This window comes from Actinocorallia aurea (assembly GCF_054783995.1).
The window spans coordinates 1,089,441-1,115,052 of the sequence record NZ_BAAGPQ010000002.1; the positions used below are offsets into that span (position 1 = coordinate 1,089,441).

The 25,612-nt window shown below is 72.4% G+C and carries 23 protein-coding genes; 10 read left to right on the top strand and 13 right to left on the bottom strand.

The window, feature by feature from the left end; translation table 11 throughout:
• The 6 genes from ACYVOM_RS05245 to ACYVOM_RS05270 all read left to right on the top strand — a co-directional run bounded on the left by ACYVOM_RS05245 (position 1) and on the right by ACYVOM_RS05270 (position 7,999).
• The gene (locus ACYVOM_RS05245; RefSeq protein ID WP_460302057.1) at positions 1-528 is read left to right on the top strand and encodes a YbhB/YbcL family Raf kinase inhibitor-like protein; all 528 of its coding nucleotides are present in this window, start codon (positions 1-3) and stop codon (positions 526-528) included.
• 251 nt (positions 529-779) lie between these two features.
• The gene (locus ACYVOM_RS05250) at positions 780-1,163 is read left to right on the top strand and encodes a hypothetical protein (protein ID WP_460302058.1); all 384 of its coding nucleotides are present in this window, start codon (positions 780-782) and stop codon (positions 1,161-1,163) included.
• Positions 1,164-1,209: 46 nt separating this feature from the next.
• On the top strand, positions 1,210-2,358 hold the full coding sequence (plsX, locus tag ACYVOM_RS05255) for a phosphate acyltransferase PlsX (protein ID WP_460302356.1): 1,149 nt from the start codon (positions 1,210-1,212) through the stop codon (positions 2,356-2,358).
• On the top strand, positions 2,355-4,721 hold the full coding sequence (locus ACYVOM_RS05260) for an HAD-IC family P-type ATPase (protein WP_460302059.1): 2,367 nt from the start codon (positions 2,355-2,357) through the stop codon (positions 4,719-4,721). The genes plsX and ACYVOM_RS05260 overlap by 4 nt, the downstream gene beginning before the upstream one ends.
• 72 nt (positions 4,722-4,793) lie before the next feature.
• Positions 4,794-6,548: an arginine--tRNA ligase gene (argS, locus tag ACYVOM_RS05265; protein ID WP_460302060.1), complete on the top strand. Its 1,755-nt coding sequence runs from the start codon at positions 4,794-4,796 to the stop codon at positions 6,546-6,548.
• 101 nt (positions 6,549-6,649) lie between these two features.
• Entirely contained in the window at positions 6,650-7,999 is a 1,350-nt protein-coding gene (locus ACYVOM_RS05270) for a sensor histidine kinase (RefSeq protein WP_460302061.1), read from the top strand.
• Between the two features lie 3 nt (positions 8,000-8,002).
• On the opposite strand, the gene ACYVOM_RS05275 is transcribed toward ACYVOM_RS05270, so the two are convergent.
• Together ACYVOM_RS05275 and ACYVOM_RS05280 are read right to left on the bottom strand one after the other, a co-directional pair.
• Positions 8,003-8,674 carry a L,D-transpeptidase family protein gene (locus ACYVOM_RS05275; RefSeq protein WP_460302062.1) on the bottom strand — a complete coding sequence of 224 codons (672 nt, stop codon included), beginning with the start codon at positions 8,672-8,674 and terminating at the stop codon, positions 8,003-8,005.
• Positions 8,675-8,858: 184 nt separating this feature from the next.
• Complete coding sequence (locus ACYVOM_RS05280) at positions 8,859-9,002, bottom strand: hypothetical protein (protein WP_460302063.1); 144 nt, start codon at positions 9,000-9,002, stop codon at positions 8,859-8,861.
• Here ACYVOM_RS05280 and ACYVOM_RS05285 point away from each other — a divergent pair.
• The gene (locus ACYVOM_RS05285; protein WP_460302064.1) at positions 8,986-10,110 is read left to right on the top strand and encodes a hypothetical protein; all 1,125 of its coding nucleotides are present in this window, start codon (positions 8,986-8,988) and stop codon (positions 10,108-10,110) included. The two genes, ACYVOM_RS05280 and ACYVOM_RS05285, sit on opposite strands and share 17 nt — an antisense overlap.
• A gap of 180 nt (positions 10,111-10,290) precedes the next feature.
• Here ACYVOM_RS05285 and ACYVOM_RS05290 read toward each other — a convergent pair whose 3' ends face one another.
• From ACYVOM_RS05290 to deoC, 3 genes are all read right to left on the bottom strand, one after another.
• The gene (locus tag ACYVOM_RS05290; protein WP_460302065.1) at positions 10,291-11,136 is read right to left on the bottom strand and encodes an aldehyde dehydrogenase family protein; all 846 of its coding nucleotides are present in this window, start codon (positions 11,134-11,136) and stop codon (positions 10,291-10,293) included.
• 100 nt (positions 11,137-11,236) lie between these two features.
• Positions 11,237-12,664 carry an aldehyde dehydrogenase family protein gene (locus ACYVOM_RS05295; RefSeq protein ID WP_460302066.1) on the bottom strand — a complete coding sequence of 476 codons (1,428 nt, stop codon included), beginning with the start codon at positions 12,662-12,664 and terminating at the stop codon, positions 11,237-11,239.
• A 2-nt stretch (positions 12,665-12,666) separates the two neighbouring features.
• Positions 12,667-13,587, bottom strand: a complete 921-nt coding sequence (deoC, locus tag ACYVOM_RS05300) for a deoxyribose-phosphate aldolase (protein ID WP_460302067.1) — start codon at positions 13,585-13,587, stop codon at positions 12,667-12,669.
• Positions 13,588-13,714: 127 nt separating this feature from the next.
• On the opposite strand from deoC, the gene ACYVOM_RS05305 reads away from it, so the two are divergent.
• Positions 13,715-14,596, top strand: coding sequence for a phenylalanine 4-monooxygenase (locus ACYVOM_RS05305; RefSeq protein ID WP_460302068.1), 882 nt, complete (start codon positions 13,715-13,717; stop codon positions 14,594-14,596).
• 4 nt (positions 14,597-14,600) lie between these two features.
• On the opposite strand, the gene ACYVOM_RS05310 is transcribed toward ACYVOM_RS05305, so the two are convergent.
• The 6 genes from ACYVOM_RS05310 to ACYVOM_RS05335 form a co-directional block, all read right to left on the bottom strand.
• Positions 14,601-15,083: a hypothetical protein gene (locus ACYVOM_RS05310; RefSeq protein WP_460302069.1), complete on the bottom strand. Its 483-nt coding sequence runs from the start codon at positions 15,081-15,083 to the stop codon at positions 14,601-14,603.
• A gap of 315 nt (positions 15,084-15,398) precedes the next feature.
• On the bottom strand, positions 15,399-17,615 hold the full coding sequence (locus ACYVOM_RS05315; RefSeq protein ID WP_460302070.1) for an ATP-binding protein: 2,217 nt from the start codon (positions 17,613-17,615) through the stop codon (positions 15,399-15,401).
• Between the two features lie 143 nt (positions 17,616-17,758).
• The gene (locus ACYVOM_RS05320) at positions 17,759-18,505 is read right to left on the bottom strand and encodes a class I SAM-dependent methyltransferase (RefSeq protein ID WP_460302071.1); all 747 of its coding nucleotides are present in this window, start codon (positions 18,503-18,505) and stop codon (positions 17,759-17,761) included.
• Positions 18,506-18,553: 48 nt separating this feature from the next.
• Positions 18,554-19,306, bottom strand: a complete 753-nt coding sequence (locus ACYVOM_RS05325; RefSeq protein ID WP_460302072.1) for an IclR family transcriptional regulator — start codon at positions 19,304-19,306, stop codon at positions 18,554-18,556.
• A gap of 388 nt (positions 19,307-19,694) precedes the next feature.
• Positions 19,695-20,843 (bottom strand): acetyl-CoA C-acetyltransferase, encoded by a 1,149-nt coding sequence (locus ACYVOM_RS05330; RefSeq protein WP_460302073.1) that lies wholly within the window; start codon positions 20,841-20,843, stop codon positions 19,695-19,697.
• A gap of 179 nt (positions 20,844-21,022) precedes the next feature.
• A complete protein-coding gene (locus ACYVOM_RS05335; RefSeq protein ID WP_460302074.1) occupies positions 21,023-23,038 on the bottom strand; it encodes an MFS transporter in 2,016 nt (671 codons plus the stop codon).
• Between the two features lie 150 nt (positions 23,039-23,188).
• Here ACYVOM_RS05335 and ACYVOM_RS05340 point away from each other — a divergent pair, with 150 nt between their 5' ends.
• Positions 23,189-23,347 carry a hypothetical protein gene (locus tag ACYVOM_RS05340; protein WP_460302075.1) on the top strand — a complete coding sequence of 53 codons (159 nt, stop codon included), beginning with the start codon at positions 23,189-23,191 and terminating at the stop codon, positions 23,345-23,347.
• On the opposite strand, the gene ACYVOM_RS05345 is transcribed toward ACYVOM_RS05340, so the two are convergent.
• Together ACYVOM_RS05345 and ACYVOM_RS05350 are read right to left on the bottom strand one after the other, a co-directional pair.
• Positions 23,344-24,282, bottom strand: a complete 939-nt coding sequence (locus ACYVOM_RS05345) for an RNA-guided endonuclease InsQ/TnpB family protein (RefSeq protein WP_460302076.1) — start codon at positions 24,280-24,282, stop codon at positions 23,344-23,346. The two genes, ACYVOM_RS05340 and ACYVOM_RS05345, sit on opposite strands and share 4 nt — an antisense overlap.
• Positions 24,279-24,749, bottom strand: a complete 471-nt coding sequence (locus tag ACYVOM_RS05350; protein ID WP_460302077.1) for a hypothetical protein — start codon at positions 24,747-24,749, stop codon at positions 24,279-24,281. Before ACYVOM_RS05350 ends, ACYVOM_RS05345 begins: the two co-directional genes overlap by 4 nt.
• 151 nt (positions 24,750-24,900) lie before the next feature.
• Here ACYVOM_RS05350 and ACYVOM_RS05355 point away from each other — a divergent pair, with 151 nt between their 5' ends.
• Complete coding sequence (locus tag ACYVOM_RS05355; RefSeq protein WP_460302078.1) at positions 24,901-25,602, top strand: class I SAM-dependent methyltransferase; 702 nt, start codon at positions 24,901-24,903, stop codon at positions 25,600-25,602.
• Positions 25,603-25,612: the final 10 nt, after the last annotated feature.

The window sequence follows — 25,612 nt, forward strand, 5'->3', positions numbered from 1 at the left end:
ATGGAGGCCACTGCTATGCCCGCACCACTTCCGCACGACTTCCTGCCGGAGGTCCCGTCCTTCACGGTGACGAGCACCGACTTCGCCGACGGCGGCGTGCTCCCCGACGCCCAGGTCTTCGACGACTGGGGCCACTCCGGCGGGAACGTCTCGCCGCAGCTCGCCTGGTCGGGGTTCCCCGAGGGCACCCAGAGCTTCGCGATCACCTGCTACGACCCCGACGCGCCCACCGGCTCGGGCTTCTGGCACTGGCTCCTGTGGGACGTCCCCGCGCATGTGACGGAGCTGCCGTCCGGCATCGGCGCGGACGACCCGATCGGGATCCAGGGCCGCAACGACTACGGCGACAACGCCTTCGGCGGCGCCGGCCCGCCCCCCGGTCCGGCCCACCGCTATGTCTTCTCCGTCCACGCCCTCGACGTCGCGTCCCTCGGCGTCCCGGCCGACGCGCCCGCCGCCCAAGTCGGGTTCAACATCACCGCGCACACCCTGGGCCGCGCCCACATCGTCGCCACCTACGGCGTCTGACGCGGCGGAGGCAGGCGGCTCGAACACACACACAGGTGGTCGCCCCGGCCCGGTGCGGTCGAAGTCATCGCCCCGGGACGACCTCCCGTGTGCGTTCTCACTCCCCTACTCCGACCCGGCTGCAAGGTGACGAAACAGGTGATCCCACGATGCACCGGGCCGCTATCAATCGGCTATCGGCCGGGCAATGGGCCGGAAAAGATGATCGCCGCCGCGTGTGGTGACGCACCGCGAAGGTGACATCATCGAGCGTGAACAAGAAGATTCTCGCCATCGCCGTCGCCGTCGTCGCATGCGCCGGGGCTGCCGTCGCCGCCATCGTCCTGCTCACGGGCGGCGGGCACCGCTACGAGAACCAGGCCGCGTTGCTGAAGGCGATGCCCGCCGCGGCCAAGGCCGAACTCGGCACGCGGGGGCAGCCGCTCGCCGGTGAACTGGTCTGCGAGAGTATGGAAGGCGCTTCCGAGGAGAAGCTGCTGGTCAAGTGCACCGGGCAGACGACGGCCCAGAAGCCCGTCCAGGTCTTCGGGGCCGCGGTGGCGAAGTCCGAGCGCGAGTACTACACGATCCTCGTGAGCGGACGGCCTCTGGTGAAGAACGCCTCCTGCCTGGGGGCGGACTGCGCGGCCGACTAGTCCGAGGTGAAGGAGAGGCCCGTTGCTGCCGGTGGTGCTGGACTGCATGGGAGGAGACCACGCGCCCCGGGAGGTGGTGGCCGGCGCCGTCGCGGCGGCACGGGACCACGGTGTGCCGCTGATCCTCGTCGGGCCCGCGCGGCGGATCCGCGCGCTGCTCGCCGAGTACGGCTACGGCGAGCTTCGCGGGCAGGCCGCCGAACTGTCGATCGTGCACACCGACGAGTCGCTGGAGATGGGCGAGGGCGCGCTGGCGTCCTGGCGCAAGCCCCGCTCGACCATCGCGATCGCGTGCGAGCTGATCAAACACGGCAAGGCCGGCGCGCTGGTGTCGGCGGGGTCGACGGCGGGCGTGGTCGCGACCTCGGCGGTCCGACTGAAGACCCAGCACGGCATCCTGCGGCCCGCGCTGGCCGTGACGCTGCCGACGGTCCCCCGCCCGACCGTCCTGCTGGACGCGGGCGCGACCGCCGACGCGAAACCGGAGATGCTGGTGCAGTTCGCGATGCTGGGGACGGCGTTCGCGCAGATCCGGCTCGGGGTGGAGCGGCCGAGGGTGGGCCTGCTGACCATCGGCACCGAGCCCGGCAAGGGCAACAAGCTGACCAAGAAGGCCCATGAGCTGCTGGCGGCCTCCCCGCTGGAGTTCGCGGGCAACGTCGAGGGGCACGATCTGCTGCGCGGCAGTGTGGACGTCATCGTGGCCGACGGTTTCACCGGCAACGTCGCGCTGAAGACCATGGAGGGCACCTTGCGGGTGGCGGTGGGCGAACTGAGGCGGGCGCTGTCGTCGAGCCGGACCGCGAAGCTGGGGGCGGTGCTCCAGCGCCGGGAGCTGCACGCGCTCACCGACAGGTTCGACAGCGACACCTACGGCGGCGGCGTCCTGCTGGGGCTGAACGGGGCCGTGGTGATCGCGCACGGGGCGGCGACGGCCAAGGCGATCTCCTCGGCCTGCAAGCTGGCGTTCGACCTTTCCGAGGGCAGACTGATCGACCGGGTGAAGGACCAGGTGGGGGCGGCGGCCAAGCCGTCGCGGTTCCGGTTCGGGCATCACACGGAGCACAAAGGCCCAGAACAGAAGGGCACAGAGCACAAGGGCGACGGCAAAGGCGGCGAGGCCGATCCGGAGTCCAGAGGTGACGCGGTCCCTCGGGAGACACCGCGCGACCAGCCGCCCGGCGACGGCGCGTGACCCTCGCCGAGCGGTCGGCCGTCGGCCTCACCTCGGCCGAGGCCGCCGAGCGCGCGGCGGCGGGCCTGGCCAACCGGGTGCCGCGGCGCAGCAGCCGCAGCGTCGCGGAGATCGCGCGCGCGAACGTCCTCACCCGGTTCAACGCGCTGATCGGCGCCCTTTTCGTGCTGGTGCTGGTCTTCGGGGACTGGCGGGACGGCCTGTTCGGCGGGATCATCCTCGCGAACACGCTGATCGGGATCGTCCAGGAGCTGCGGGCGAAGCGGACGCTCGACCGGCTCGCGGTGCTGGGCGAGCAGCGGGTGAAGGTGGTGCGCGACGGGCGGACCGCCGAGGTCGCCCAGGGCGCCGTCGTCCAGGACGACCTCGTGGTGGTGGGGCCCGGCGACCGGATCGCCGTGGACGGGCCGGTGGTGGCCTCGCGGGCGCTGGAGGTCGACGAGTCGCTGCTGACGGGCGAGGCCGAGCCCGTCGCGAAGCGGCCGGGCGACGAGATGCTCTCGGGCAGCTTCGTGGTCGCGGGGGGCGGCTCGTTCCTCGCCGCGAAGGTGGGCGAGGAGGCTTACGCGGCCAGACTGGTGGCGGAGGCGAGCCGCTTCAAACTCGCCAGGTCCGAGCTCCAGGCGGGCATCAACAAGTTCCTCAAGTACGTGACCTGGCTTCTGGTGCCCGTGGGCGTGCTCCTCACCATCAGCCAGTTCCTGTCGACCCGGAGCCTGTCGGACGCCGTCGTGGGGGCGGTCGCCGGGGTCGTCACGATGGTGCCGGAAGGGCTGGTGCTCATGACGAGCATCGCCTTCGCCGTCGGGGTGGTGCGGTTGGGGCGGCGGCGCTGCCTCGTGCAGGAACTGCCCGCGATCGAGGGGCTCGCCCGCATCGACGTGCTCTGCCTGGACAAGACGGGGACGCTCACCGAGCCGGGCATGGACCTGGAGGAGGTCGTCCCGCTGCAGGCCGGGCTGCCTGTGGAACACGCCCTGCGCGCGCTGATCGCCGCCGATCCTTCCCCCAACCCGACGATGACGGCCATCGCGGCCTCCCTACCGGAGGCGTCCGGGACGCCGTGGCAGGCGGGCGAGGCCGTCCCGTTCTCCAGCGCCCGCAAATGGAGCGGCGCCTCCTTCGGGGAGCACGGCGACTGGGTCCTCGGCGCGCCGGACGTCGTGCTGGAGGCCGGATCGTCGGAGCTGAAGGAGGCCGGGAGGCTGGGGGCGTCCGGCAGGCGGGTCCTTGCCCTCGCGTACGGCCCCCAGAGCCGTCTGGCGGCCTTCGCGGAGGGTTCGGCCGACGGCCTTCGGGCGGCGGCCCTGGTCGTCCTGGGGCAGCGCCTCAGGCCCGAGGCGAAGGAGACCCTGGCGTACTTCGCCCGGGAAGGCGTCGCGGTGAAGGTGCTGTCGGGCGACGACCCCGTCAGCGTCGGCGCCATCGCCGCGGCCCTTGGCGTGCCGGACGCGGACCGCCCCTGCGACGCCAGGGAGATCACCGAGGCCGGTCTTGAGGACGCGGTGGAGCGGCACACCGTCTTCGGAAGGGTCTCCCCGCAGCAGAAGCGGTCGATGGTCCGGGCGCTCCAGGCACGCGGCCACACGGTGGCCATGACGGGCGACGGCGTCAACGACGTCCTCGCCCTCAAGGACGCCGACCTGGGCGTCGCCATGGGGTCGGGCAGCGGCGCGACCCGCGCGGTCGCGAAGGTGGTGCTGCTGGACGACTCCTTCGCCACGCTCCCCCACGTGGTCGCCGAAGGCAGGCGGGTGCTCGGCAACATCGAGCGGGTCGCCAACCTCTTCCTCACCAAGACCGTCTACTCGATCCTGCTGTCGGTGCTCGTCGGGATCGTGGGCGTCCGCTTCCCGTTCCTGCCCCGGCACCTGACGCTGATCAGCGCGCTGACGATCGGGATCCCCGCGTTCGTCCTCGCGCTCGCGCCGAACCTGGAGCGGGCGAGGCCCGGCTTCGTGCCGCGCGTCCTGCGCTTCGCGGTCCCCGCGGGCCTGGCCTGCGGCGCCGCCACGTTCGCCGGGTACCTCCTGGCGACCGACGACCCGAACACCGAGTTCGCCCAGGACAGCACCACCGCCACCTTCGCGCTGTTCCTGCTGTCGCTGTGGGTCCTGGCCCTCACCGCCCGCCCCTGGACGTGGTGGCGGGTCGCCCTGGTCGTGTCCATGGGCGCCGCCTTCCTCGTCGTCCTGGCGATCCCCGCCCTCCGCGAGTTCTTCGCCCTCCAGCACCAGAACGCCCACAACGACGCCATCGCCATCGGCATCGCCGCCGCCGCGGCCCTGCTGCTCTCCCACGCCCTCCACCGCGACTGGTACGACGCCGCCCTGGCCCACGTGCGCCGCCTGGCCCGCCGCTGATCCCGCAAAAGATCACCCCGCCCCTGCGGATATCCCGTCGAGCGGCCCTGCGAGGGTCGCTAACCTTGATATATGTCCGATCCACAGCTCGTTCTCGCCGCCCGGGTGCAGGCCGCGATCGTCGACGCGTACGGCGTCGAGTACGCGCACACCGACCCGGTGATCCGGCCTTCCCAGTTCGCCGACCTGCAGGCCAACGTGGCGCTGCCCCTGTCGAAGAAGCTGGGCGAGCGACCCCGGGACGTCGCGGGCGAGATCGTGAAGCGCCTGGACGTCGCGGGCATCTGCTCCGCCGTGGAGGTCTCCGGACCGGGCTTCATCAACCTCACCCTGTCGGACGAGTGGATCGCCGGGCAGGCGACGCCGCTGGTCGGCGACACCCGGGTGGGCGTCCCGGTGACCGACCGGCCGCAGGTCATCCCGGTCGACTACTCCGCGCCGAACGTGGCCAAGGAGATGCACGTCGGGCACCTGCGCACCACCGTCGTCGGCGACGCGTTCAGCCGGGCCGCGGAGTTCCGGGGCCACAAGGTCATCCGGCAGAACCACATCGGAGACTGGGGCACGCCCTTCGGCATGCTCATCGAGCACCTGCTGGAGATCGGCGAGGAGGAGGCCGCGGCCGAGCTCAGGTCCGACCCGAACGTCTTCTACCAGGCCGCCCGCGCCAAGTTCGACGCGTCCGAGAAGGGCGAGGGCCACGGCGACTTCGCCACCCGCGCCCGGCGCCGGGTCGTGCTGCTGCAGTCCGGCGACCAGGCCACGCTGACCATCTGGCGGCGCATGGTCGACATGTCCAAGGTGTACTTCAACAAGATCTACACCGAGCTGGACGTCACCCTCTCCGACGCCGACCTCGCCGGCGAGAGCAAGTACAACGACCTGCTCGGCGCCGTCTGCGACGACCTGTACGAGCAGGGCATCGCCGTCATCGACGACGGCGCCCTGTGCGTCTTCCTGGAGGGCTACACCGGCCGCGAAGGCAAGCCGGTGCCTCTGATCATCCGCAAGAGCGACGGCGGCTACGGCTACGCCACCACCGACCTCGCCGCGCTGCGCTACCGCGCCCAGACCCTGCACGCCGACCGCGTCATCTACGTGATCGGCGCCCCGCAGGCGCTGCACCTGAAGATGGTCTACGAGACCGTCCGCAAGGCGGGCTGGCTGGGCCGGACCGAGCCGTTCCACGCCGCCATCGGCAACGTGCTCGGCACCGACGGCAAGATCCTGCGCACCCGCTCGGGCAAGCCGATCAAGCTCGCCCAGCTGCTGGACGAGGCGGTCGAGCGGGCCGCCAAGGTCATCGAAGACCGCGGCTACGACGCGGCCACCCAGGCGGAGATCGCGCACGCCGTCGGCATCGGCGCGGTCAAGTACGCCGACCTGTCCGTGGCCCGCGACAGCGAGTACGTCTTCGACTTCGACCGGATGATCGCCCTCACCGGCAACACCGGCCCGTACCTCCAGTACGCGGCCGCGCGGATCAGGTCGATCTTCCGGCTCGCGGGCAGCAGCCCCGAGGCGGCCTCCGGCCCGATCGTGATCACGCACCCGGCCGAGCGCGCCCTCGCGCTGCACCTGCTGGGCTTCGGCCCGGCGATCGACGCCATGATCGACGACGTGGCGCCGCACAAGCTCGCCGCCTACCTGTACGGCGTCGCCGACGCCCTCACCGGGTTCTACGAGAACTGCCCTGTGGTGAAGGGCCCCGACGGCCCCGTCCCCGACGAGGTCCGGGCGCCGCGCCTGGCGCTGTGCTCGCTGGCCCTGAACACCCTGGTCACCGGCCTCGGCCTGCTGGGCATCACGGTTCCCGAGCGCATGTAGCGATCACGGAGGGCACCCGGGAGGTCACCGGGTGCCCTCCCGTGTTTTACTGCCCTTAGATCCCCCGTACGGCGTGCCCAGGCGACGACGGGGGGTGCACGGTGAACCGCTGGTCCATCCGGACCCGCATGACCGTCCTCGCGGCGATCGTCACCGCCCTGCTGTGCCTCGGCATGGCCATCCTGCTGACCATCGTGCTGCGCTCCCGCGTCATCGAGCTGCACCGCGAGGAGGTCGCCAGGTCGGCCCTCGGCGTCATCGAGATGATCAAGAACGGCTCGCTGCCCGAGGAGATCCCGCGCACCGGCCGCCTCGCCGGGCTGGACGCGGTCCAGGTCGTCGACGCGAACGGCAGGACCGTGGCGGGCACCGGGGACCTCGGGTCCCGGCCGCGGATCTCCACCCTGATGCCGACGGCCGCCGACCCGCACGTCGCCGAGACGGTCTGCGGGCCGCGCGAGCGGGAGTGCCGGACGATCGTGGCGGTGTACGTCTTCGAGCACCGGTGGATCATCTACCTCGTGGACGAGCCCGTCCCCTGGTACATCAGCGGCGTCTACCTCGTCCAGGTCGGCCTGGTCTCCCTGATGCTCATCGCGCTGACCGCGGCGGGCACCGCGCACACCGTCCGGGTGGCGCTGGAGCCGATCGCCGAGATCCGCGCGCAGGCGACGCGGATCGCCCGCGACATCGGCGAGGGCCGCAACCGCGGGATGCGGCTGCCGCTGCCCGAGCACGACGACGAGTTGCGCGCGATGACCAAGGCCGCGAACCTCGCCCTGGCCCGGCTTGAGGCGACGATCGAACGGGAGCGGGAGTTCACCTCGAACGCCTCGCACGACCTGCGCTCCCCGATCACGGCGATGCGCACCGAGCTGGACGAGGCGATGCTCTACCCGGACGAGGCGGACTGGCCGGTGACCGCCGAGAAGCTGTCGGCGGGGCTCGACCGGCTGTCGGCGCTGGTGGAGGACCTGCTCGTGCTGAGCAGGCTGGACTCCGGCGCCGAGGTGGGCAAGGAGCCCGTGGATCTCGCCGACCTCGTCCGCGAGGAGGTCGCGCGGCGGCCGGAGGACCCGCGGGTCAGGATCGACGCGAAGCCGGTCAAGGTGATGGGCGTGCGCATGCACCTGGCCCGGCTGTTCACGAACCTGCTCGACAACGCGGTGCGGCACGCCAAGGACGAGGTGGTCGTCAGGGTGCGCCCGGACGGGCTGGAGGCCCTCCTGGAGGTGCTCAACGACGGCGACAGCATCCCGCCGGACATGCGCGAGGCGGTCTTCGACCGGTTCACCCGCCTCGACGCCTCCCGCAGCAAGGACACCGGCGGCAGCGGGCTGGGACTCGCCATCTGCCGCCAGATCGCCCGCGCCCACAACGGCTCTGTGACGGTCGCCGACACCGACACCGGTGCCGAGCTCGTCGTCCGGCTCCCGAGGGCCGTAGGGTGACGCTCAGCGCTTCCTGACGTACACCCTGGTGCCGACGGGCGCCATGCGGTAGATGCGCTTGGCGTTGTGCATCGGGATGCGGATGCACCCGTGCGACGCGTGGCGGGCCGGCACCTCCGTCGAGCCGTGCAGGGCGACGCCGCCGACGAAGTACGCGGGGTAGTACATCGCGCCGAGGCGCCCGGTGTGCCAGCCCTTGTGCCGGCGGGTCACCCGGAAGTCGCCGATCGGGGTCCGGGCGAAGCCGCACACGCCGTGGTCGCAGTAGTACCTGTTCGCGCCGGTCGAGACATGGCTGATGAGGACGGGCCTGCGGCCCTTCCACACGACGAGGATCTGCCGCTTCAGGTAGATCTCGACCCTGCGGCCGTGCGCCCCGGGCACGAGCGAGCGCAGTCGGCGCGGATGCCAGAGCGCGCGCCGCGTCTTCGCCCCGATCGTGCCGGACGGCCTGATCCCGTTGACCTTCTGGAACGCCCAGACCGCCGAGCGGGTCTCCTTGCCGTACCTGCCGTTGACGCGGCCCGGCGAGTAGCCGAGCGCCTTCAGCCGCTGCTGGAGGATCCGCACGTCCCGCCCCGAGTCCCGGAACCCGGTCTCGGCCGACGCCGAGCTCCCCGGCACCAGTGTGAGCAGCACGGTCACAGATCCGACGGCGGCGATCCCCAGGCGCATGATCATGACGCTAGGCCGCCCTCCGGCGACCGCAACCCCGCCACGCGCCCCGCACTGATCCTTTACCCGGGCCCGGTCCGCCGCCCGGGAACGCCCGCGGCCCCCGCCCGATAGGGGCGGGGGCCGCGCAGTGTGCTGCGCCCTGCGACGCGCGGGCCGGTTCACCGGGCCCGCGCGGCGGTCGTCAGGTGCGGCTGAAAAGGCCGGAGAGACCGCGCAGGACGGTGGACTCGCCGTCGTTGCTCTCCGCCATCTCGTCCTTGATGACCGCGGGGTCGCCCGGAACGACCTCGTGCGCCTCGGTGCGGCGGGTGCCGCGGGTCCGCACGACGGGGCTGCGCGTCGTCGTGGAGGCGGAGCCGGTCCGGGTCGCGGCGGGCTTGCGCGCGGCGGCTGCCGCGGTGCGGGTCGTGCCCCGGGTGCCGGTCGCGGTGGACTTGCTCGTACCCGCCGCTTTGCGGGTCGTCGAGGCGGCCCTCGTGGCCGTCTTCGTGCCGGTGGCCTTGGTCCCGGTCGCCCGCGTGCCCGCCGCCCGGGTCGCGGACGCGCGCGTCGCGGGCTTGCGCGCGGCGGCCGTCCGGGTGGACGCCGCGCGGGTGCCGGTCGCCCGGGTCCCCGTCGCGCCGGTGCCGGTCGCCCTGGTGCCCGCCGTGCGGGTGCTCGCCGCCCTGGTCCCCGTCGCGCGGGTGCTCGCAGCCCTGGTTCCGCTCGCCCGGGTACCGCTCGCCCTGGTGCCGGTCGCTCTGGTGCCGGTCGCCCGGGTCCCTGCGGCGCGGCTCGTCGTCGTGCGCGTCGCCGGCTTGCGCGCGGCGGTGGCGCGGGTCGTGGTGCCCGCCGTGGACTTGACGGTCTTCAGCGCCTTGGCCGCGTCGGACATCGCCTTGGCGGCCGTCGCCATCGACTTCGTCGCCGACTTCATCGCGGTCATCGCGGTGTTCATCGACTTGGCGGACGTGCCCGCCCTGGTGGCCGCGGCCGTCAGCTTGGTCGTGGCCGAGGTCATCTTGGTCGCCGCGGAGTTCACCTTGGTGGCGGCCCTCGCAGGCGTCAGCGCCGCGCTCGACCGGCTCGACGCGGTGCGCGCGGTCGTCGCGCGGGTCGTCGAGGCGGAGCGGGTCGCCGGCTTGCGGGCCGCGGCCGAGGTGGTCTTGCGGGCCGTGGTGGTGCGGGCCGACGTCGAACGCGTCGCGGGCTTGCGCGCCGCGGTGCTCCGCTTCGTCGTGGTGCCACCCGCGCGGGACCCCGTGGTCCGCGCGGTCACCCGGGTTCCCGTCGTCTTCGCGGCGGCGCTCGTGCGCTTGGCCGGTGTCCTTCTCGCCGTCTTCGTCGCGGCGGACGTGCGCTTCGTCGTAGAACTACGGCGAGTGGTCGCACGCCTCGTTGTGTTGGTAGCCACTGATCCATCCCCCCGTAGTGATCAGGTACCGGGGAGATAGCCCGTGACCTGCGGCTTTAAACCGCAGAACGGCAAAATACCCACGCCGCGCCCACAACGTCGACAACCGCCATGACGCCGACACGCCACGCTGTGCAGCCGAAAACGCATGCGGGGCCGCCACTTTCGCGACGGCCCCGAAAACACACGAAAGAACTCACCCGAGAAGGCGCACGAGGACTCAGACGCCCATCGGATGCCACACGGTGCGCGTCTCCAGGAACGCGGTCATGCGCCGCGTGCCGGGGTCGGCGGTCCAGTCCTCGTCCGAGGCGCGCAGCACGCGCTTGAGGTTGCCCGCCGCCTCCCGCTCGCACGACGCGGCGAGGTCCGGCGACGCGCCCGCGAGGTCGATCGCGTTGACGTCCATGTGCCCGGCCAGCCACGGGGCGAGTTCCTCGCGCACGCCGGTGAGGATGTTGACGACGCCGCCCGGCAGGTCGGACGTCGCGAGCACCTCGGCGAACGTGACGGCCGGCAGCGGCGCGTCGGCGACGACCACCGCGGTGTTCCCCGCCGCGATGACCGGCGCGAGCACCGACACGAGGCCCAGCAGCGGCGCGCCCTGCGGCGCGAGCACGCCGACGACGCCCGTGGGCACCGGCGCGGAGACGTTGAGGAACGGCCCGGCGACCGGGTTCGTCCCGCCCGCCACCGCGGCGATCTTGTCGGTCCAGCCCGCGTACCAGACCCAGCGGTCGACGGCGGCGTCCACCTCGGCCTCGGCGGCCTCGCGGCCGAGGCCGCCGGCGCGCAGCTCGTCGACGAACTGCCCGCGCCTGCCCTCCAGCATCTCGGCGATCCGGTAGAGGATCTGGCCCCGGTTGTAGCCGGTGCGGCCCGCCCAGCCGCCGGACGCCTTGCGGGCCGCCACGACGGCGTCGCGGACGTCCTTGCGCGAGGCGTGGGAGGCATGGGCGAGGAACTCCCCGCGGGCGTCGGTCACCACGAACGACCTGCCGGACTCCGATCGCGGGAAGGCCCCGCCGATGAACAGCTTGTAGGTCTTGCGCACCGCCAGCCGCATGGGCCCGCCGGTCCCTTCTCCCGTCGGCGCGGGCGCCGTGCGGGCCTCTCGCTTGCGCTCTTCGGCACGGCGTTCCTTCGCCTGCCGCTTCTTGCCGCCCTTAGGCAAGGTAGGCCTCCAGACCGTGCCTGCCGCCCTCGCGCCCGTACCCGGACTCCTTGAAGCCGCCGAACGGCGAGGCCGGGTCGAACTGGTTGAAGGTGTTGGCCCACACGACGCCCGCCCGCAGCCTGTCGGCGACCGCGAGGATGCGGGAGCCCTTCTCCGTCCAGACGCCCGCGGACAGCCCGTACTGGGTGTTGTTGGCCTTCTCGACCGCCTCGTCGGGCGTCCGGAACGTCAGCACCGAGAGGACGGGGCCGAAGATCTCCTCGCGGGCGATCCGGTGGCTCGCGGCGACCTCGGTGAACACCGTCGGGGCGAACCAGAAGCCCCGCTCGGGCAGCTCGCACGGCGGCGCCCACACCTCGGCCCCTTCGGCGACGCCGGAGTCGACCAGCTCCCGGATCCGGGCGAGCTGCGCGGCGGAGTTGATCGCGCCGACGTCGGTGTTCTTGTCCAGGGGATCGCCGACGACGAGGGTCGCCATCCTGGCGCGCAGCCGGGCCAGCAGCTCCTCGGCGACCGACTCCTGCACGAGCAGCCGCGATCCCGCGCAGCACACGTGGCCCTGGTTGAAGAAGATCGCGTTGACGATCCCCTCGACCGCCTCGTCCAGCGGGGCGTCGTCGAAGACGATGTTGGCGCCCTTGCCGCCCAGCTCCAGGCCGAGCCGCTTGGACGTGCCCGCGACGGACCGGGCGATGAGCTTGCCGACCTCGGTGGACCCGGTGAAGGCGACCTTGTCGACCCCCGGGTGCTCCACGAGCAGCCTGCCCGTCTCCCCCGCGCCCGTGACGATGTTGACGACCCCCGCGGGCAGTTCGGCCTGGCGGCAGATCTCCGCGAAGGCCAGGGCCGTCAGCGGCGTCGTCTCGGCGGGCTTGAGGACGACGGTGTTGCCGCACGCCAGCGCCGGGGCGATCTTCCAGGCCAGCATGAGCAGCGGGAAGTTCCAGGGGATGACCTGCGCGGCGACGCCCAGCGGGGCGGTGCCGTACCCGGCGTACTCCAGCTTGTCGGCCCAGCCCGCGTGGTAGAAGAAGTGCTGCGCGACCTGCGGGAGGTCGAAGTCGCGGGTCTCCCGGATCGGCTTGCCGTTGTCGAGGGACTCCAGGACGGCCAGCTCGCGCGAGCGCTCCTGGATCAGCCGGGCGATCCGGAACAGGTATTTGGCCCGCTCCGCCCCGGGCATCGGCCCCCACACGTCGGTGAACGCCCTGCGGGCCGCGGCCACGGCCCGGTCGACGTCCTCGGCCCCGCCCAGCGCCACCTCGGCGAGCGCCTCCCCGGTGGCCGGGTTGACGGTCTGGAAGGTCTCCTTGGCGGCGGTGAACCCGCCGTCGATGAACATGCCGTAGTCCGCGCGGAGATCCACCACGGACGTGGACTCGGGCGCGGGCGCGTAGCCGTCTGCGAAAAGGCTCATCACTAGTCCAGAGAGAAGTAGTCGGGGCCGGAGTAGACGCCCGTGGCGAGCTTCTCCCGCTGCATGAGCAGGTCGTTGAGGAGGCTTGAGGCGCCGATGCGGAACAGGGCGGGGTCGAGCCAGCGCGGGCCGGCGACCTCCTTGACCTGGACGAGCATCTTGAGGGCGTCCTTGGTGGTGCGGATACCGCCCGCGGGCTTCACGCCGACGATCCTGCCGTGCTCGGCGGCGAAGTCCCGGACGGCCTCCAGCATCACCAGGACCACGGGCGCGGTGGCCGCGGGCTGGATCTTGCCGGTGGAGGTCTTGATGAAGTCGGCGCCCGCCAGCATCGCGAGCCAGGAGGCCCGCCTGACGTTGTCGTAGGTGGCCAGTTCGCCCGTCTCCAGGATGACCTTGAGGTGGGCGCCCGCGCAGGCGTCCTTCACCGCGGTGATCTCGTCGAACACCTTCGCGTAGTCGCCCGCGAGGTAGGCGCCCCGGTCGATCACCATGTCGATCTCGGTGGCGCCGTCGAGGACCGCCTGCCGGGTGTCGGCGAGCTTCACCGCGAGCGGCGCCCGCCCGGCCGGGAACGCGGTGGCGACCGAGGCGATCCCCACCCCGGTGCCGGCCAGGGCCTCGGCCGCGACCTTCACCAGGTCCGGGTAGACGCACACGGCCCCCACGGCCGGCGCGCCGGGCGCGGTGTGCACGGCCTTCGCGCACAGCGCCCGCACCTTGCCCGGGGTGTCGGCGCCCTCCAGGGTCGTCAGGTCGACCATGGAGATCGCCAGGTCGATCGCCGCGGCCTTCGAGGTGCTCTTGACCGACCGGGCGGCGAGGCGGGCGGCGCGCGCCCGCGCCCCGAACTCGTCGACACCGGGCAGCCCGTACAGGACCCGCCGGAGCTCTGCGGTCTTCGACACCGTGGTACTCGTCACCGACAAAGCATCCGCCATGCGCCCTCCCGCCACCAAACCCGCCCCCCGAACTGCGGAGGTCCGGACAACTCCCCGGAGGGCTCAGGCGCCCGGTTTGGGGGAATCAACAAAGCGGGGGTGTGTGACCATGTTCGAGGAAGCCCAGTACTTCGCACCCGTCAAGCGCGACGAGCACGGGGCGGTGACCGTCGAGCTGTCCCGCGACCATCCGGGGTTCGCCGACGAGGTGTACCGCGAGCGGCGGAACGAGATCGCGCGGCTGGCCCTGGAGTACCGCGAGGGGGATCCGCTTCCGGTGGCCTCCTACACCGAGGAGGAGCACGAGGTCTGGCGGCTGGTGTCGGCCGAGCTGGACGCCAAGCACCGGCGCTACGCCGCCGCGGAGTACCTCGCCGCCAAGGACCGGCTCGGTCTGCCCACCGGCCGCATCCCGCAGCTCCAGGAGGTCACCGACGCCCTCCGGCCGCTCACGGGCTTCGGGTACCTGCCCGCGGCGGGCCTGGTGCCTCTGCGCGAGTTCTACGGCTCCCTGGCCGACTCCCTGTTCCACGCGACGCAGTACATCCGCCACCACAGCACGCCGTTCTACACGCCGGAGCCCGACGTCCTGCACGAGGTCCTCGGCCACGGCAACGCGCTGGCGTCCGACCGGTACGCGGCCCTGTACCGGACGGCGGGGCGGGCGGCCAGGAGGGTGGAGACGCCCGAGGCGCTGGAGTTCGTGTCCAGGGTCTTCTGGTTCACCATGGAGTTCGGCGTGATCGCCGAAGGGGACGAGCTGAAGGCCTACGGCGCAGGGATCCTGTCGTCCTACGGCGAGATCGAGGAGTTCCGCGCGATGCACATCCATCCGTTGGACCTGCGGGTCATGGGATCGACCGAGTACGACATCACCAAATACCAGACCGATCTCTTCCGCGCCGAGTCGCTGGACCACCTGGAGGACGTCGCGGGCGTCTTCTGGGAGACCTGCACGGACGACTCCATCGCCGCGATCACCCGGAGCTGAGCGCTCAGCCGACTCGCTTCAGGACGCCGTCGTAGGAGGGCGCCTTCTGGGCCAGGTCGGACTCGCTGGCGTACCACTGGTGCCGCAGGCCCTTGCCCGTCAAGGTCAGCCGGACGATCCCGGTCTTGTTGGGCGAGCACTGCGGCGTCTGCTCCACCAGGCGCAGCTCCCGCTTGGCCGACCTGACGTACTGGACGATGCCGGTGCACTGGATCTCGCCGTACCGGTAGTACTGCACCGATCCGGTGCCCGCCCCGCCGGGGAGCGCGAGCTGGACCTCCCAGCCGCTGTCGTCGGTGGCGAGGGCGCCCCGCCACGTTCCGGCGAAGGCGCGGGGGAAGGCTCCCGAGGAGTGCGGGGAGGCCGCCAGCCCCTGCTTGGCCGGGCCTTCGGCCTCCGAGCGCTCGTCGTCGCCGAGCACGGCGAACAGCGTGACCCCGGCGAGCACGACGCCCGCGCCGACGGCGGCCCCCGCCGAGAAGGCCACCCGCGGGCTCCGGCGGCGGGACCGGCGGGAAGGGCCGGGGGGCGGCTGGTGCACGTTCGATCTCCCGGGGGCTGGAGCGCTTTCAGCCCAGTATGGACCCGGCGGCCGGGAAACCCCCTCCCGTCTCTCGGCCGCCGGGCCGTCGGACCACACGGGAACTTGTGGCCGGCCGCAGACGGACGATGCCCGGGGAACCCGTCCGAAGGAGGGGCGGACCCGTCTTCCGCGACCGGGACCCAGTCTGGGCTACCGAGACGGCCCCGCGCATCGGTAGAACTCCCGATACGGCCCCGGTTCTCCCCCGAGATTCCGGGCCTATCGCCCGCCGCGTCCTATCCAGGCGGCGACCTGGGCGCGCGAGCCGAAGCCGAGCTTGCTGAGGATCTGCTCGACGTGGGAGTCGACGGTCCGTTTGGCGATCGCCAGCCGCTCGCCGATCTGCCGGTTCGACAGGCCCGCCGCGACCAGCGTCGCGATCTCCCGCTGGCGCGGGGTCAGCGCGGACCTGGAAGCCTCCTCGCCGTCGCCCAGGACGTACCCGACGGTCTCGTCGGGGGTTCTGCGGGCGCCCGCGGAGAAGGCCGCCTGGAAGGCGCGCGGGCCGAGCAGCTCGCGGGTCCGCGCCTCGCACACCGCCCTGTCCCCGACGTACTCGGCGACGCCCGGCCCCATCCCGTAGTCGTCGCGCATGCGCTGGACGCCGCCGAGCAGCGCGGCCGCCCTCTCCGGGTCGCCTTGGGCGAGCGCGATCCGCGCGAGCACGTCGATGGCCATGGCCACGCCCAGGTGGTCGCACAGCCTCCGCTTCACCACGACCGCCGCGCGCAGGCGGACCGCGGCGAGGTCGGCCCGGCCCGCCGCGAGCTGGGCCATGCCCTGCATCCAGTCGCCGAACGAGCGGGCGTAGACGTCGCCGCCGCGCGCGCACAGGGCGCGCTGCTCCTCCAGCAGTTCGATCGCCTCCTCCGCCGATCCGGTGCGGACCAGGCACGCCGCGTGGCCGACCATGCAGAGGGCGACGCCGGGCAGGCTGCCGCCGGCCTCGGCGAACAGCTCGGTGCCGCGGGCGTACCAGACGAGCGACTCCGCCATGTCCCCGACGGTGAACAGCGCGTTCCCGCAGTTGTAGGCGAACCACCCGCGGTCCTCGGGCGTGGCGTGCTCGGCGGCCTCCTCCCAGAGCCCGAAGACGGACTCGGGCGGCAGGTCCCCGAGGAAGGCCGACAGCCAGTGGCGGACGGTCCTGACCCGCGTGCACGAAGGACGCCGCTCCAGCACCTTGTCGAGGTAGTAGGCGCCTTCCTGGACGAACCCGCAGGCGACCCACAGATACCGCAGCCGCACCGCGAGCTCGTACCCGATCTCCTCCTCCTCGGGCTCGGCCAGGCAGAAGTCGAGGGCGGCGCGCAGATTGGGGAACTCCGCGTTCATCCGGTCGAACCAGGCGAACTGCCCTGCGCCGCCCCAGGCGTCGTCGAACCTGCGGGCCATCGCCAGGAAGTGGTCGCGGTGGCGGCGGCGCATCTCTTGCTCTTCGCCAAGCCCGGCGAGCCAGGTCGCGCCGTACTCCCGGACCGTGTCGAGCATCCGGAACCGCTCCCCGCCCGGCTCCCGGATCACTATCGACTTGTCGATCAGCCCGGAGAGCACGTCGAGGACCTCTTCGACGGGCAGCCTCGCGTCCCCGCAGACGTGCTCGGCGCCGTCCAGGTCGAAGTCGCGGGTGAACACCGACAACCGCGCCCACAGCAGCCGCTCGCGCGGCTCGCACAGCTCGTGGCTCCACCCGACGGCGGTGCGCAGCTTGCCGTGCCTGCCGCCGCGGCCGGGCTCGTCCAGGAGCCGGAACCTGTCGTCGAGGCGGGCGGCGAGCTGCCGGACGCTGAGGGTGCGCAGCCGGACCGCCGCGAGCTCTATCGCCAGGGGCAGGCCGTCGAGGCGCTCGCACAGCGCGACGGCGAGGTCGCGGTCCCGGTCGAACCCCGGGTCGGCCTCCTCGGCCAGCGTGTGGAAGAGCGTGACCGCATGGTCGCCGGGCGGCAGCGGGGCGATCGCCAGGGTGCGCTCGCCCGGGATGCGCAGCGGCTGCCTGCTGGTGGCCAGCACGCGCAGGCCCGGCGCGGCGGCGAGGAGGCCGGAGACCAGTGCGCCGCACGCGCCGACCAGGTGCTCGCAGGTGTCGAGGACGAGCAGCGCCCGCCGCCCGGCGAGGTGATCGCGCAGGACCGCCGCGGGGGGCCGCCCGTCGCGGTCGCGCAGGCCGAGGCCCGCCCGGACCGCGTAGGCGAGCAGGCCGTCGTCGCGCAGGGCGGACAGCTCGACGAACCAGACCCCGTCCGGGGCGTCGCCGGCGAGGTCGGCGGCGGCCGCGATCGCCACCCGCGTCTTGCCCACCCCGCCGACCCCGGTCAGGGTGAGCAGTCTGCTGTCGGTGAGCAGCCTGCGGACGTCGGCCACCTCGCGGCGGCGCCCGATCAGCCGTGTGGCAGGAACGGGAAGGTGCCCGGCAGCGACGGGCGGGGATTCGTGCACCGGTCCACCTCAGAGGCCGTCTGGGGTCTTCCGCGCATCGTATCCCGCCGGAGCGCTGAGACACCGGACGATCACCTACAGTTTCCGAAATAGGCCGGTTCAGCCGTTTCGGGCGTTTCGCTGTTTCGGCCGATGAGACCGGTTCAGCCGGGAACGCGGGCCACCGCGAAGACCGTCTGCCCGAACGGAGGCCGGACCAGCCGCTCGATGAACCGCGTCGTGGGGATGACGGTCCGGTCGTAGATCTTGACCAGCCGCGGGTCGGGGTAGCCGACGCCGCCTCGGCGCACCGCGGCCCACCAGGCGATGCCGCCGAGGAAGTTGATCGGCTTCAGCACCTCGGCCTCCAGGCCCGCCCCGGCGATGGTCGCGCCGAGCGTCTTGGGGGTGTACCGGGTGACATGGCCGACCTTGCGGTCGAAGTCCCCGTAGAGCTGCATGTAGCCGGGGACCCAGATGACGATGCGGCCACCGGGCTCGACGACGGCCGCCAGGTCCTTGAGCGCCTGGACGTCCTCGGCGATGTGCTCCAGGACGTTCATCATGACGACCGTGTCGACCTTCTGGCGGATCTCGACCTTGGCCGGGAGCGCCAGCGAGAGCACCTCCACGGCCCCGTCGTCGGCGTACCGCTTGGTCAGCTGCTCGACGCAGTACGGGTCGTTGTCGCTCACGGCGAGGTAGTCGAGCCGTCCGGCGAACTGCTCGGAGAAGTGGCCGAGTCCCGACCCGATCTCCAGCAGGGACCGTCCGACGTGCGGCGCGACCATGTCGTATTCGTACTTGCGGTAGTTGCGGGCCTCGTCGCCGCCCAGGTGGTTCTCCAGGGCGCCTTCGCCCGCGGCGGGCTGTACCGGCTGGTGGTTCACCGTCTTTGAGTCATCGGACACGTCAGGAGCCTACAGTCCGGTTCGCCCCAGCGTCCCGAGTCCGGCGGATCAGGCGAGCGTGAGGGCGCGGCCGACCTGTACCGCGGCGCTGCGCAGGACGGACGGGTCCGCGGCCACCTTGCCGAGGCGGTGCGGCCGGCACGAGACGGCCAGCGCGCCGACGACGACGCCCCGGCCGTCGCTCACGGGCACCGCGGCGCAGCCCGTGCCGAGCGCGTACTCCTCGCGGTCCACCGACAGCCCGTCGCCGGTGAGGCCGAGTTCCAGCGCGGCCCGCTCGGTGATGGTGTTGCGGGTCAGCGAGACCAGGGGGTGGCGCGCGAGGTAGTCGCGGCGGCGCTCGTCGTCGAGCTGCCCGAGCAGGCACTTGCCTATCGCGGTGGCGTGCGCCGCCTCGTCGAAGCCGACCCACTCGACGACGCGGGGGGTGCGCGGGGAGTCCGCGATGTCGATGAGCCGGATGCGGTCGTCCTCGTGCACCGCGAGGTAGGCGGCGGCGCCGAGGCTCTTGCGCAGCTCGTCGAGGATCGGGCGGACCCGGCCCAGCACGACCTGGTCGCGGCCCTTGCCGTGCAGCTCGCCGACGCGCTCGCCCATCACCCAGGTGCCGTCCGCGAGCTTGACGATGTAGCCCTCGTGGGCGAGGGTGCGCAGCAGGTGGTAGGCCGTGGCGAGCGGCAGCGTGGTCTCGCGGGCGAGCTGCTTGGCGGGCGCGCCGCCCGGATGCTCGGAGATGCACTCCAGCAGGTGGAGCGCGCGCTGCACCGACGCGATCAACGTGGGCCTGCGTGCCTCATTCATCACGCAAAGCGAACACCGTCCGCGGGCGGACGGTCAAGCGGTTCCGCCAACTCCGTCCGGGGCGGCTCCTTCGGCCTCTTCCGCGACGGGCAGGATCGGCGGCACCGGCACCCGGCGGCGTACCTTGCCCGCCAGCCTACGGGGCGTCGGCGCCGCGGCACCGGGGTTCGGGGTGGTCGCTGGAGTGGTCTCGTCCGACATGGGTCACGACACTAACCGGGGGTCCTTCTCGTCCCGGTGAAGCGAAGGCACCCCGCGGACAAAGACCGCCCGAGGTGAGCACGGCCCGGTGAGCACTGGCCCTGGAAGCACGGAGGCCGGGACGGATTCCGTCCCGGCCCGCCGGATGCGCGGGGTCCCGGCGCGGTGCGCCGGGGACCTGTCGCTGCTAGAGGCGCTCGATGATGGTGGCGTTGGCCTGGCCGCCGCCCTCGCACATCGTCTGGAGGCCGTAGCGGCCGCCGGTGCGCTCCAGCTCGTGCAGGAGCTTGGCCATGAGGATGCCGCCGGTGGCGCCCAGCGGGTGGCCGAGGGCGATCGCGCCGCCGTTCGGGTTCACCTTGGACAGGTCGGCGCCGAGGTCCTTCTGCCAGCCGAGGACGACGGGGGCGAACGCCTCGTTGATCTCGGTGACGTCGATGTCGTCCATCGTCAGGCCGGACTTCTTCAGGGCCTTCTCGGTCGCCGGGATCGGGCCGGTCAGCATGTAGACCGGGTCCGAGCCCGCGAGGGCGAGGGTGTGGATGCGGGCCCGCGGGGTCAGGTTGTGGGTGCGGACCGCTTCCTCGGAGGCGATGAGCAGCGCGGAGGCGCCGACGGCGATCTGGGAGGAGACCGCGGCGGTGATGACGCCGCCCTCGCGCAGCGGCTTGAGGCCGGCCATCTTCTCGAGGGTGGTGTCGGGGCGGGCGCACTGGTCGCGCTCGACGCCCGCGATCGGGGCGATCTCACGGTCGAAGTAGCCGGCCTCGATGGCCTTGCCCGCGCGGATGTTGGACTCCAGGGCGAACGCCTCGAGGTCGTCGCGGGTGAGGCCCCACTTCTCGGCCATCAGCTCGGCGCCGCGGAACTGGGAGATCTCCTGCTGGCCGTAGCGGGACGCCCAGCCCTCGCCGTAGGGGAAGCCGGCCTTCGGGCCGTCGGCGCCGAAGGGCACGTTCGAGCCCATGGGCACGGCGGCCATGTTCTCGACGCCGGCCGCGACGACCAGGTCCTGGGTGCCGGACAGGACGCCCTGCGCGGCGAAGTGGATCGACTGCTGCGAGGAGCCGCACTGGCGGTCGATGGTGACGCCGGGCACGCTCTCGGGCAGGCCCGCCGACAGCCACGCGGTGCGGGCGACGTCGAGTGCCTGCATTCCGGCCTGGCTGACGCAGCCCATGATGACGTCCTCGACGGCGGACGGGTCGACGCCCGTGCGCTCGATGAGGGACTTCAGGACGTGCGCGCCGAGGTCCGCGGAGTGGACTCCGGCGAGCGCGCCCTTCTTGGTCCCGACGGGGGTACGGACCGCTCCGACGATGTACGCCTCGGCCACGGCAGCCTCCAAAGCTCTAGGGGTGGGTTCCGTCCCATCCGAACCGAATGGGGTTCGGTCAGAAGCAGCTTACCCGCCGGTACCCCGCAAGTCGAAGGTGACCCCGGACACGAGCCGGAAAATCCCCCGAAGCATCCGGTGAACATCGGCCGCGACCCCCGCGGGAAGCCGCCGCGACCCTATCGGGGGAGGCCGGAGCGCTCCCGGGAGAGGGCGGCGAGATCGCCCGGAGCCCCGAGGGACTCGCGGCTCATCCGGTCCAGCAGCTCACTGAGCTCGGGGTGCCTGTCCGGGTCCCACCCCTCCAGAAGATGGTCCAGGCCGCGGCGGCGCGTCTCCCAGATCCGCTCGGCGTACGCGCGGCCCGTGTTCGTGATCGCCAGGACCTCGCCCTCGCGGTCCACCAGGCCTTCGGCGACCAGCTCGTCGACGTAGGGCCGCCCCTTGGCGCGCGACACCTCCGCTCTCCCGGCCAGTTCCTTGCCGGTGACGCTGCCCGCCTGGGCGATCCGGCAGAGCGCCCAGATGCTGCCCGCCGGGAGGTCGAGGCCGCTGCGGGCCGCGAGCTGGGCGTACAGGACACGGGCGTCGGGGTCGCGGCGCAGCAGCCGGGCGAGGCACAGCTCCAGCTCCGCCCGCGACGACCGGGCCGTCGGCGCGCCCAGCGACTCCCCCATGCCCGCCTCGCGCGTGGCGGTCTTCAGGGGCACCTCGCGCAGGAACCAGCTCGCGACGAAGGCGAGCGCGGCGACGGGCACGGCGCACAGGAAGACGGTCTGGATGGACTGCGCGTAAGCGCCGAGGATCGCCTGCGACTGCTCGGGCGGCAGCCGCCGCAGGATCGCCGAGTTCTCCTGGACCTGCGCCGGATCGACCCCCGGCGGCAGGCTGATCCCGCGCAGCGCCGCCGCGACGTTGCCGGCCAGCCGGTTGCTGAAGATCGTGCCGAACACCGCGACGCCGAACGACCCGCCGATCGAGCGCAGGAACGTGTTCCCCGACGTGGCCGCGCCCAGGTCCTCGTACGGGCTGGAGTTCTGCACCGCGATGATCAGCACCTGCATGACGCAGCCGAGGCCGACGCCGAGGAGCAGGAAGTACAGGCTCTGCTCCAGCACCGACGTCTGGGTCGACAGCCGGGAGCACAGCGCCAGCGCGACCGTCATCAGGCCGGTGCCGAGGATCGGGAACGGCTTGTAGTGCCCGGTCCTGGTGATGAGCAGCCCCGAGGTGATGGACGCCGCGAGCACGCCCGCCATCTGCGGCAGCAGGCTCAGCCCCGACATCGTCGGCGACTCCCCCTTGACGACCTGGAGGTAGACCGCGAAGTAGGTGACCGAGCCGAACAGCGCGAACCCGATGACGAACGCGAGGAAGCCCGCCACCGAGAAGACGGGGTTGCGGAACAGGTGCAGCGGCAGGACCGGCTCGGCCGCCCGCCGCTCCACCCACCACCACGCGGCCAGCAGCGCCGCCGACGCGAGGAACAGGCCGATGATCACCGGGGAGCCCCACGGGTACTCGGTGCCGCCCCAGGTCGTGCCGAGCACCAGGCAGACCGCCGCGCCCGCGATGGCCGCCGTGCCCGCGTAGTCGATCCGGTGCCGGGTCCGGTCCTTCTTGCCCTTGAGCACCGCCGAGACCAGCACCAGCGCGACGATCCCGATCGGCACGTTGACGTAGAACACCCACCGCCACGTCAGGTTGTCCACGAAGAAGCCGCCGAGCAGCGGCCCGGCGACGCTCGCGACCCCGAACACGCCGCCGAAGAACCCCTGGTACCTGCCGCGTTCGCGGGGCGGCACCACGTCGCCGACGATGGCCATGCCGAGCACGATCAGCCCGCCGCCGCCCAGGCCCTGGAACGCGCGGAAGACGATGAGCGACAGCATGTTCCACGACGCGCCGCACAGCACCGAGCCGATGAGGAAGATGACGATCGCCGCGATGTACAGCCGCTTGCGCCCGTACTGGTCGCCGAGCTTGCCCCACAGCGGCGTCGAGGCGGTGCTGGCGAGCAGGTAGGCGGTGACGACCCACGACAGGTGGTTCAGCCCGCCGAACTCGCTCACGATCGTCGGCAGCGCGGTGGACACGATGGTCTGGTCGAGCGCGCCGAGCAGCATGCCGAGCATCAGCGCGCCGATCACCACCCACACGCCGCCCCGCGAGGCCTCCCCCGTGTTCCGCGCCATCGCACCCCCTGCCCGAACGCCTACCCCGCGCCGGTTCCGGGCCAATCCCCGCAACCCGTCAAACTCCCGCCTCCGGTCCCGAAGCCTCCGGGGGCCGCCGAACCCACGACGGCACGGCCGCCTGGCGCGACGACACTGCATACTGAGCGGATGGACGGGATCGTCATGCTCGCTCTGCTCGCCATCCTCGCCGCCTTCTGCGTCCGCTGGCTCGCCCTCAGGCTCCGGCTGCCGGCGCCGCTGGCGAGCTCGGTCGCCATCGTTTTCGTGCTCGTGGTCCTCGCGCTGTGGGGCGAGACACTCAACTAGTGCCGTGTCTCCAAACGTTGGTGGTGTTTGGTGATCCTCGCCGGGGCGAGCGACTCCCCATCGGGTGGTGGGGCGGGAGGCGGCGCTCCAGGTGACCTTCGAATGCTGCCGTGATGGGGGCGGCGTCTGGGGTCGCGTCGGGTCCGGCTGGTACCGGGTAGGTGCCGTCCGGCTCGACGGTGCGTGATCACGGCCCCTGTCCCGGGTGGGGTGGGTGCTGTGGATGTTCCGCCCCTGGGGTTTCGGGGGGCGATGTTGGCAGCGCCTACGAGGTCGCGATGCCCAAGGTATCCGCACTGTGGGTGCGGGCAGGTGAAACGGCGTCCTGAGGGTTTGGGGACCCGCCTGCGGCAGGCGGGGCAGGTGGAGGAGCTGCCGCGCTCATCGACCAGGACCGTGGCGATCCCGGCGATCTCGCAGTCCTCCACCAGAGTTTTGATGAGCCGGGAGAATCCCGCGTCCCGCAGGCGCCTGTTATGGCGTCGCCCGGAAGCCAGGTGCAGGACACCGCGCAGGTCGCCGATCTTCAACGTCCCGATCCGCTCCCGCACCGCCCACGCCACCACGGTCGCGGACGCCTCATGCCGGGCTTGCTGGACGCGCCGCTTGTGGCGGCCTTCGACCTTGCGCTGCCTGGCCCGGTGCTTGCGCCACCTGCGTGACCCGTGCTGCCCCGGTGTGGGGGCATGCCCGGCCATCGCCCGCTGCCGGGCTGCCTGGTCGCGGTGATGCAGGTGGTGTTCGGCGCGGATCGCCCGCCCCGACACGATCAGCCCTTGTCCTTCGGGCCCTGCCACGGCGTAGGGATGGATGACGCCGATATCGACGCCGCCGACCCGGGAAGGATCAGGCCCTTGCCCATCGGTGTGGAGGGTGAGGGGGACCTCGGCGGTCACTTCGGCCCACAGACGGCCGCCGTCGGCCAGCAAGGTCACCGACCGGATCTGCCCGGCCGGCCAGGGCGGGGTGCGGGCCAGCCGACCGTCAACGGCGGCCGGCCCTTGGCGACCGGCAGTGTCAGGCGGTGGCCGTCGAGCCGGAACGTTCCCTCATAGAAGCGGACCGGCATCAACGCCCGCTTCCGCCGCGGATACCGTGCCTTGCCCTGACCGTTCTTGCGGAGTTTGGCGGTGGTGAACCAGGCGTCGCTGTAACGCCGCAGTACCGACCGTGCCCCCACCGTGGACAGCTCCCCGAACGTGCCAGGGCCTGCTGCCGACAACTCCCGGCAGAGTGCTTGGTAGGAGGTGATGGGTTTCAGGCGGCGGTGCCGACGCCATCGGTTGAGATCCAGACAGGCCGCCCACACGTCCCCGGCGGCCAGGAGCTGGTGGAAGCAGCGGCGCCGCTGACCGGGAGTGACGCGCAGGCCGATACGGGCGGTGCGATGCACCACCCGCACACCCGAACCATCACACCGAGGCATGAGGCGACTACACCACACCGGTACGACAATTTCCCAACGAACATTAAGAGACGAGCCACTAGCCGCGAACCGCCCGGCCCCCCGGTACGTCTCATCGTGTTGACCATGCCCTGGGGAGGGAGCCGCCGTGTCGACCACCACCGCGCCAGCCGGGACCCTTTCCACCTTCCTCGTCCGGCTCGCCGATTTCGCCGAACCGTCCCCGCACGACGACGTCCTGGACGTCACGTGCGGGCCGAGCCTGATGGCGCGCGCGCTGGAGGGCAGGGTCGGGCGGGTCACCGCCGCGGGGATCGGGCCGGAGCCCTCGGGACGGGTGCGGGCCGATCCGTCGGCGCTGCCGTTCGCCGACGGGTCCTTCTCGCTCGTGACCGCGCGGTTCGCCCTGCACCGGCTCGCCGATCCGGCGGCCGCGCTGGGCGAGATGCTGCGGGTGTGCCATCCGTCGGGCCGGATCGTCGTCGCCGACCTCGCCCGCACGAACCTGTCGAGCGACCACCGGGACGCGCTGGAGCGGGTCCGCGACCCGGGATTCCGGACGATCCCCCGGATAGACGACCTCCTCGCCATGGTCGAGGGGGCAGGCGCGCGGATCACCGGCATGGACCTGCTCGGGGTGGAGCGGCCGGCGGCGCCGTGGCTGGAGACCGCGCCGAGCCCGGCGATCGCCGCCCGGCTGCGCGAGGTGCTGCTCGCCGAGGTCGACGGCGGCCCGAAGACCGGCGCGCGGCCCCGCGTCATCGGCGGCGAGCTGTGGTTCACGCAGACGTGGGCGCACCTCGCCGCCCGGCCCGTCGGCGGAGCGCTCGCGGCGGAGCCCGCCGCCTAGTCTTTCCGCA

What these genes read in the sequence shown, in the direction of transcription:
- ACYVOM_RS05245 (WP_460302057.1), top strand. Translation starts at nt 1, where the DNA reads ATGGAGGCCACTGCTATGCCCGCACCACTTCCGCACGACTTCCTGCCG.
- plsX (WP_460302356.1), top strand. Translation starts at nt 1,210, where the DNA reads ATGGGAGGAGACCACGCGCCCCGGGAGGTGGTGGCCGGCGCCGTCGCG.
- argS (WP_460302060.1), top strand. Translation starts at nt 4,794, where the DNA reads ATGTCCGATCCACAGCTCGTTCTCGCCGCCCGGGTGCAGGCCGCGATC.
- ACYVOM_RS05275 (WP_460302062.1), bottom strand. Translation starts at nt 8,674, where the DNA reads ATGCGCCTGGGGATCGCCGCCGTCGGATCTGTGACCGTGCTGCTCACA.
- ACYVOM_RS05290 (WP_460302065.1), bottom strand. Translation starts at nt 11,136, where the DNA reads ATGCGGCTGGCGGTGCGCAAGACCTACAAGCTGTTCATCGGCGGGGCC.
- ACYVOM_RS05295 (WP_460302066.1), bottom strand. Translation starts at nt 12,664, where the DNA reads ATGAGCCTTTTCGCAGACGGCTACGCGCCCGCGCCCGAGTCCACGTCC.
- ACYVOM_RS05305 (WP_460302068.1), top strand. Translation starts at nt 13,715, where the DNA reads ATGTTCGAGGAAGCCCAGTACTTCGCACCCGTCAAGCGCGACGAGCAC.
- ACYVOM_RS05325 (WP_460302072.1), bottom strand. Translation starts at nt 19,306, where the DNA reads ATGAATGAGGCACGCAGGCCCACGTTGATCGCGTCGGTGCAGCGCGCG.
- ACYVOM_RS05335 (WP_460302074.1), bottom strand. Translation starts at nt 23,038, where the DNA reads ATGGCGCGGAACACGGGGGAGGCCTCGCGGGGCGGCGTGTGGGTGGTG.
- ACYVOM_RS05340 (WP_460302075.1), top strand. Translation starts at nt 23,189, where the DNA reads ATGGACGGGATCGTCATGCTCGCTCTGCTCGCCATCCTCGCCGCCTTC.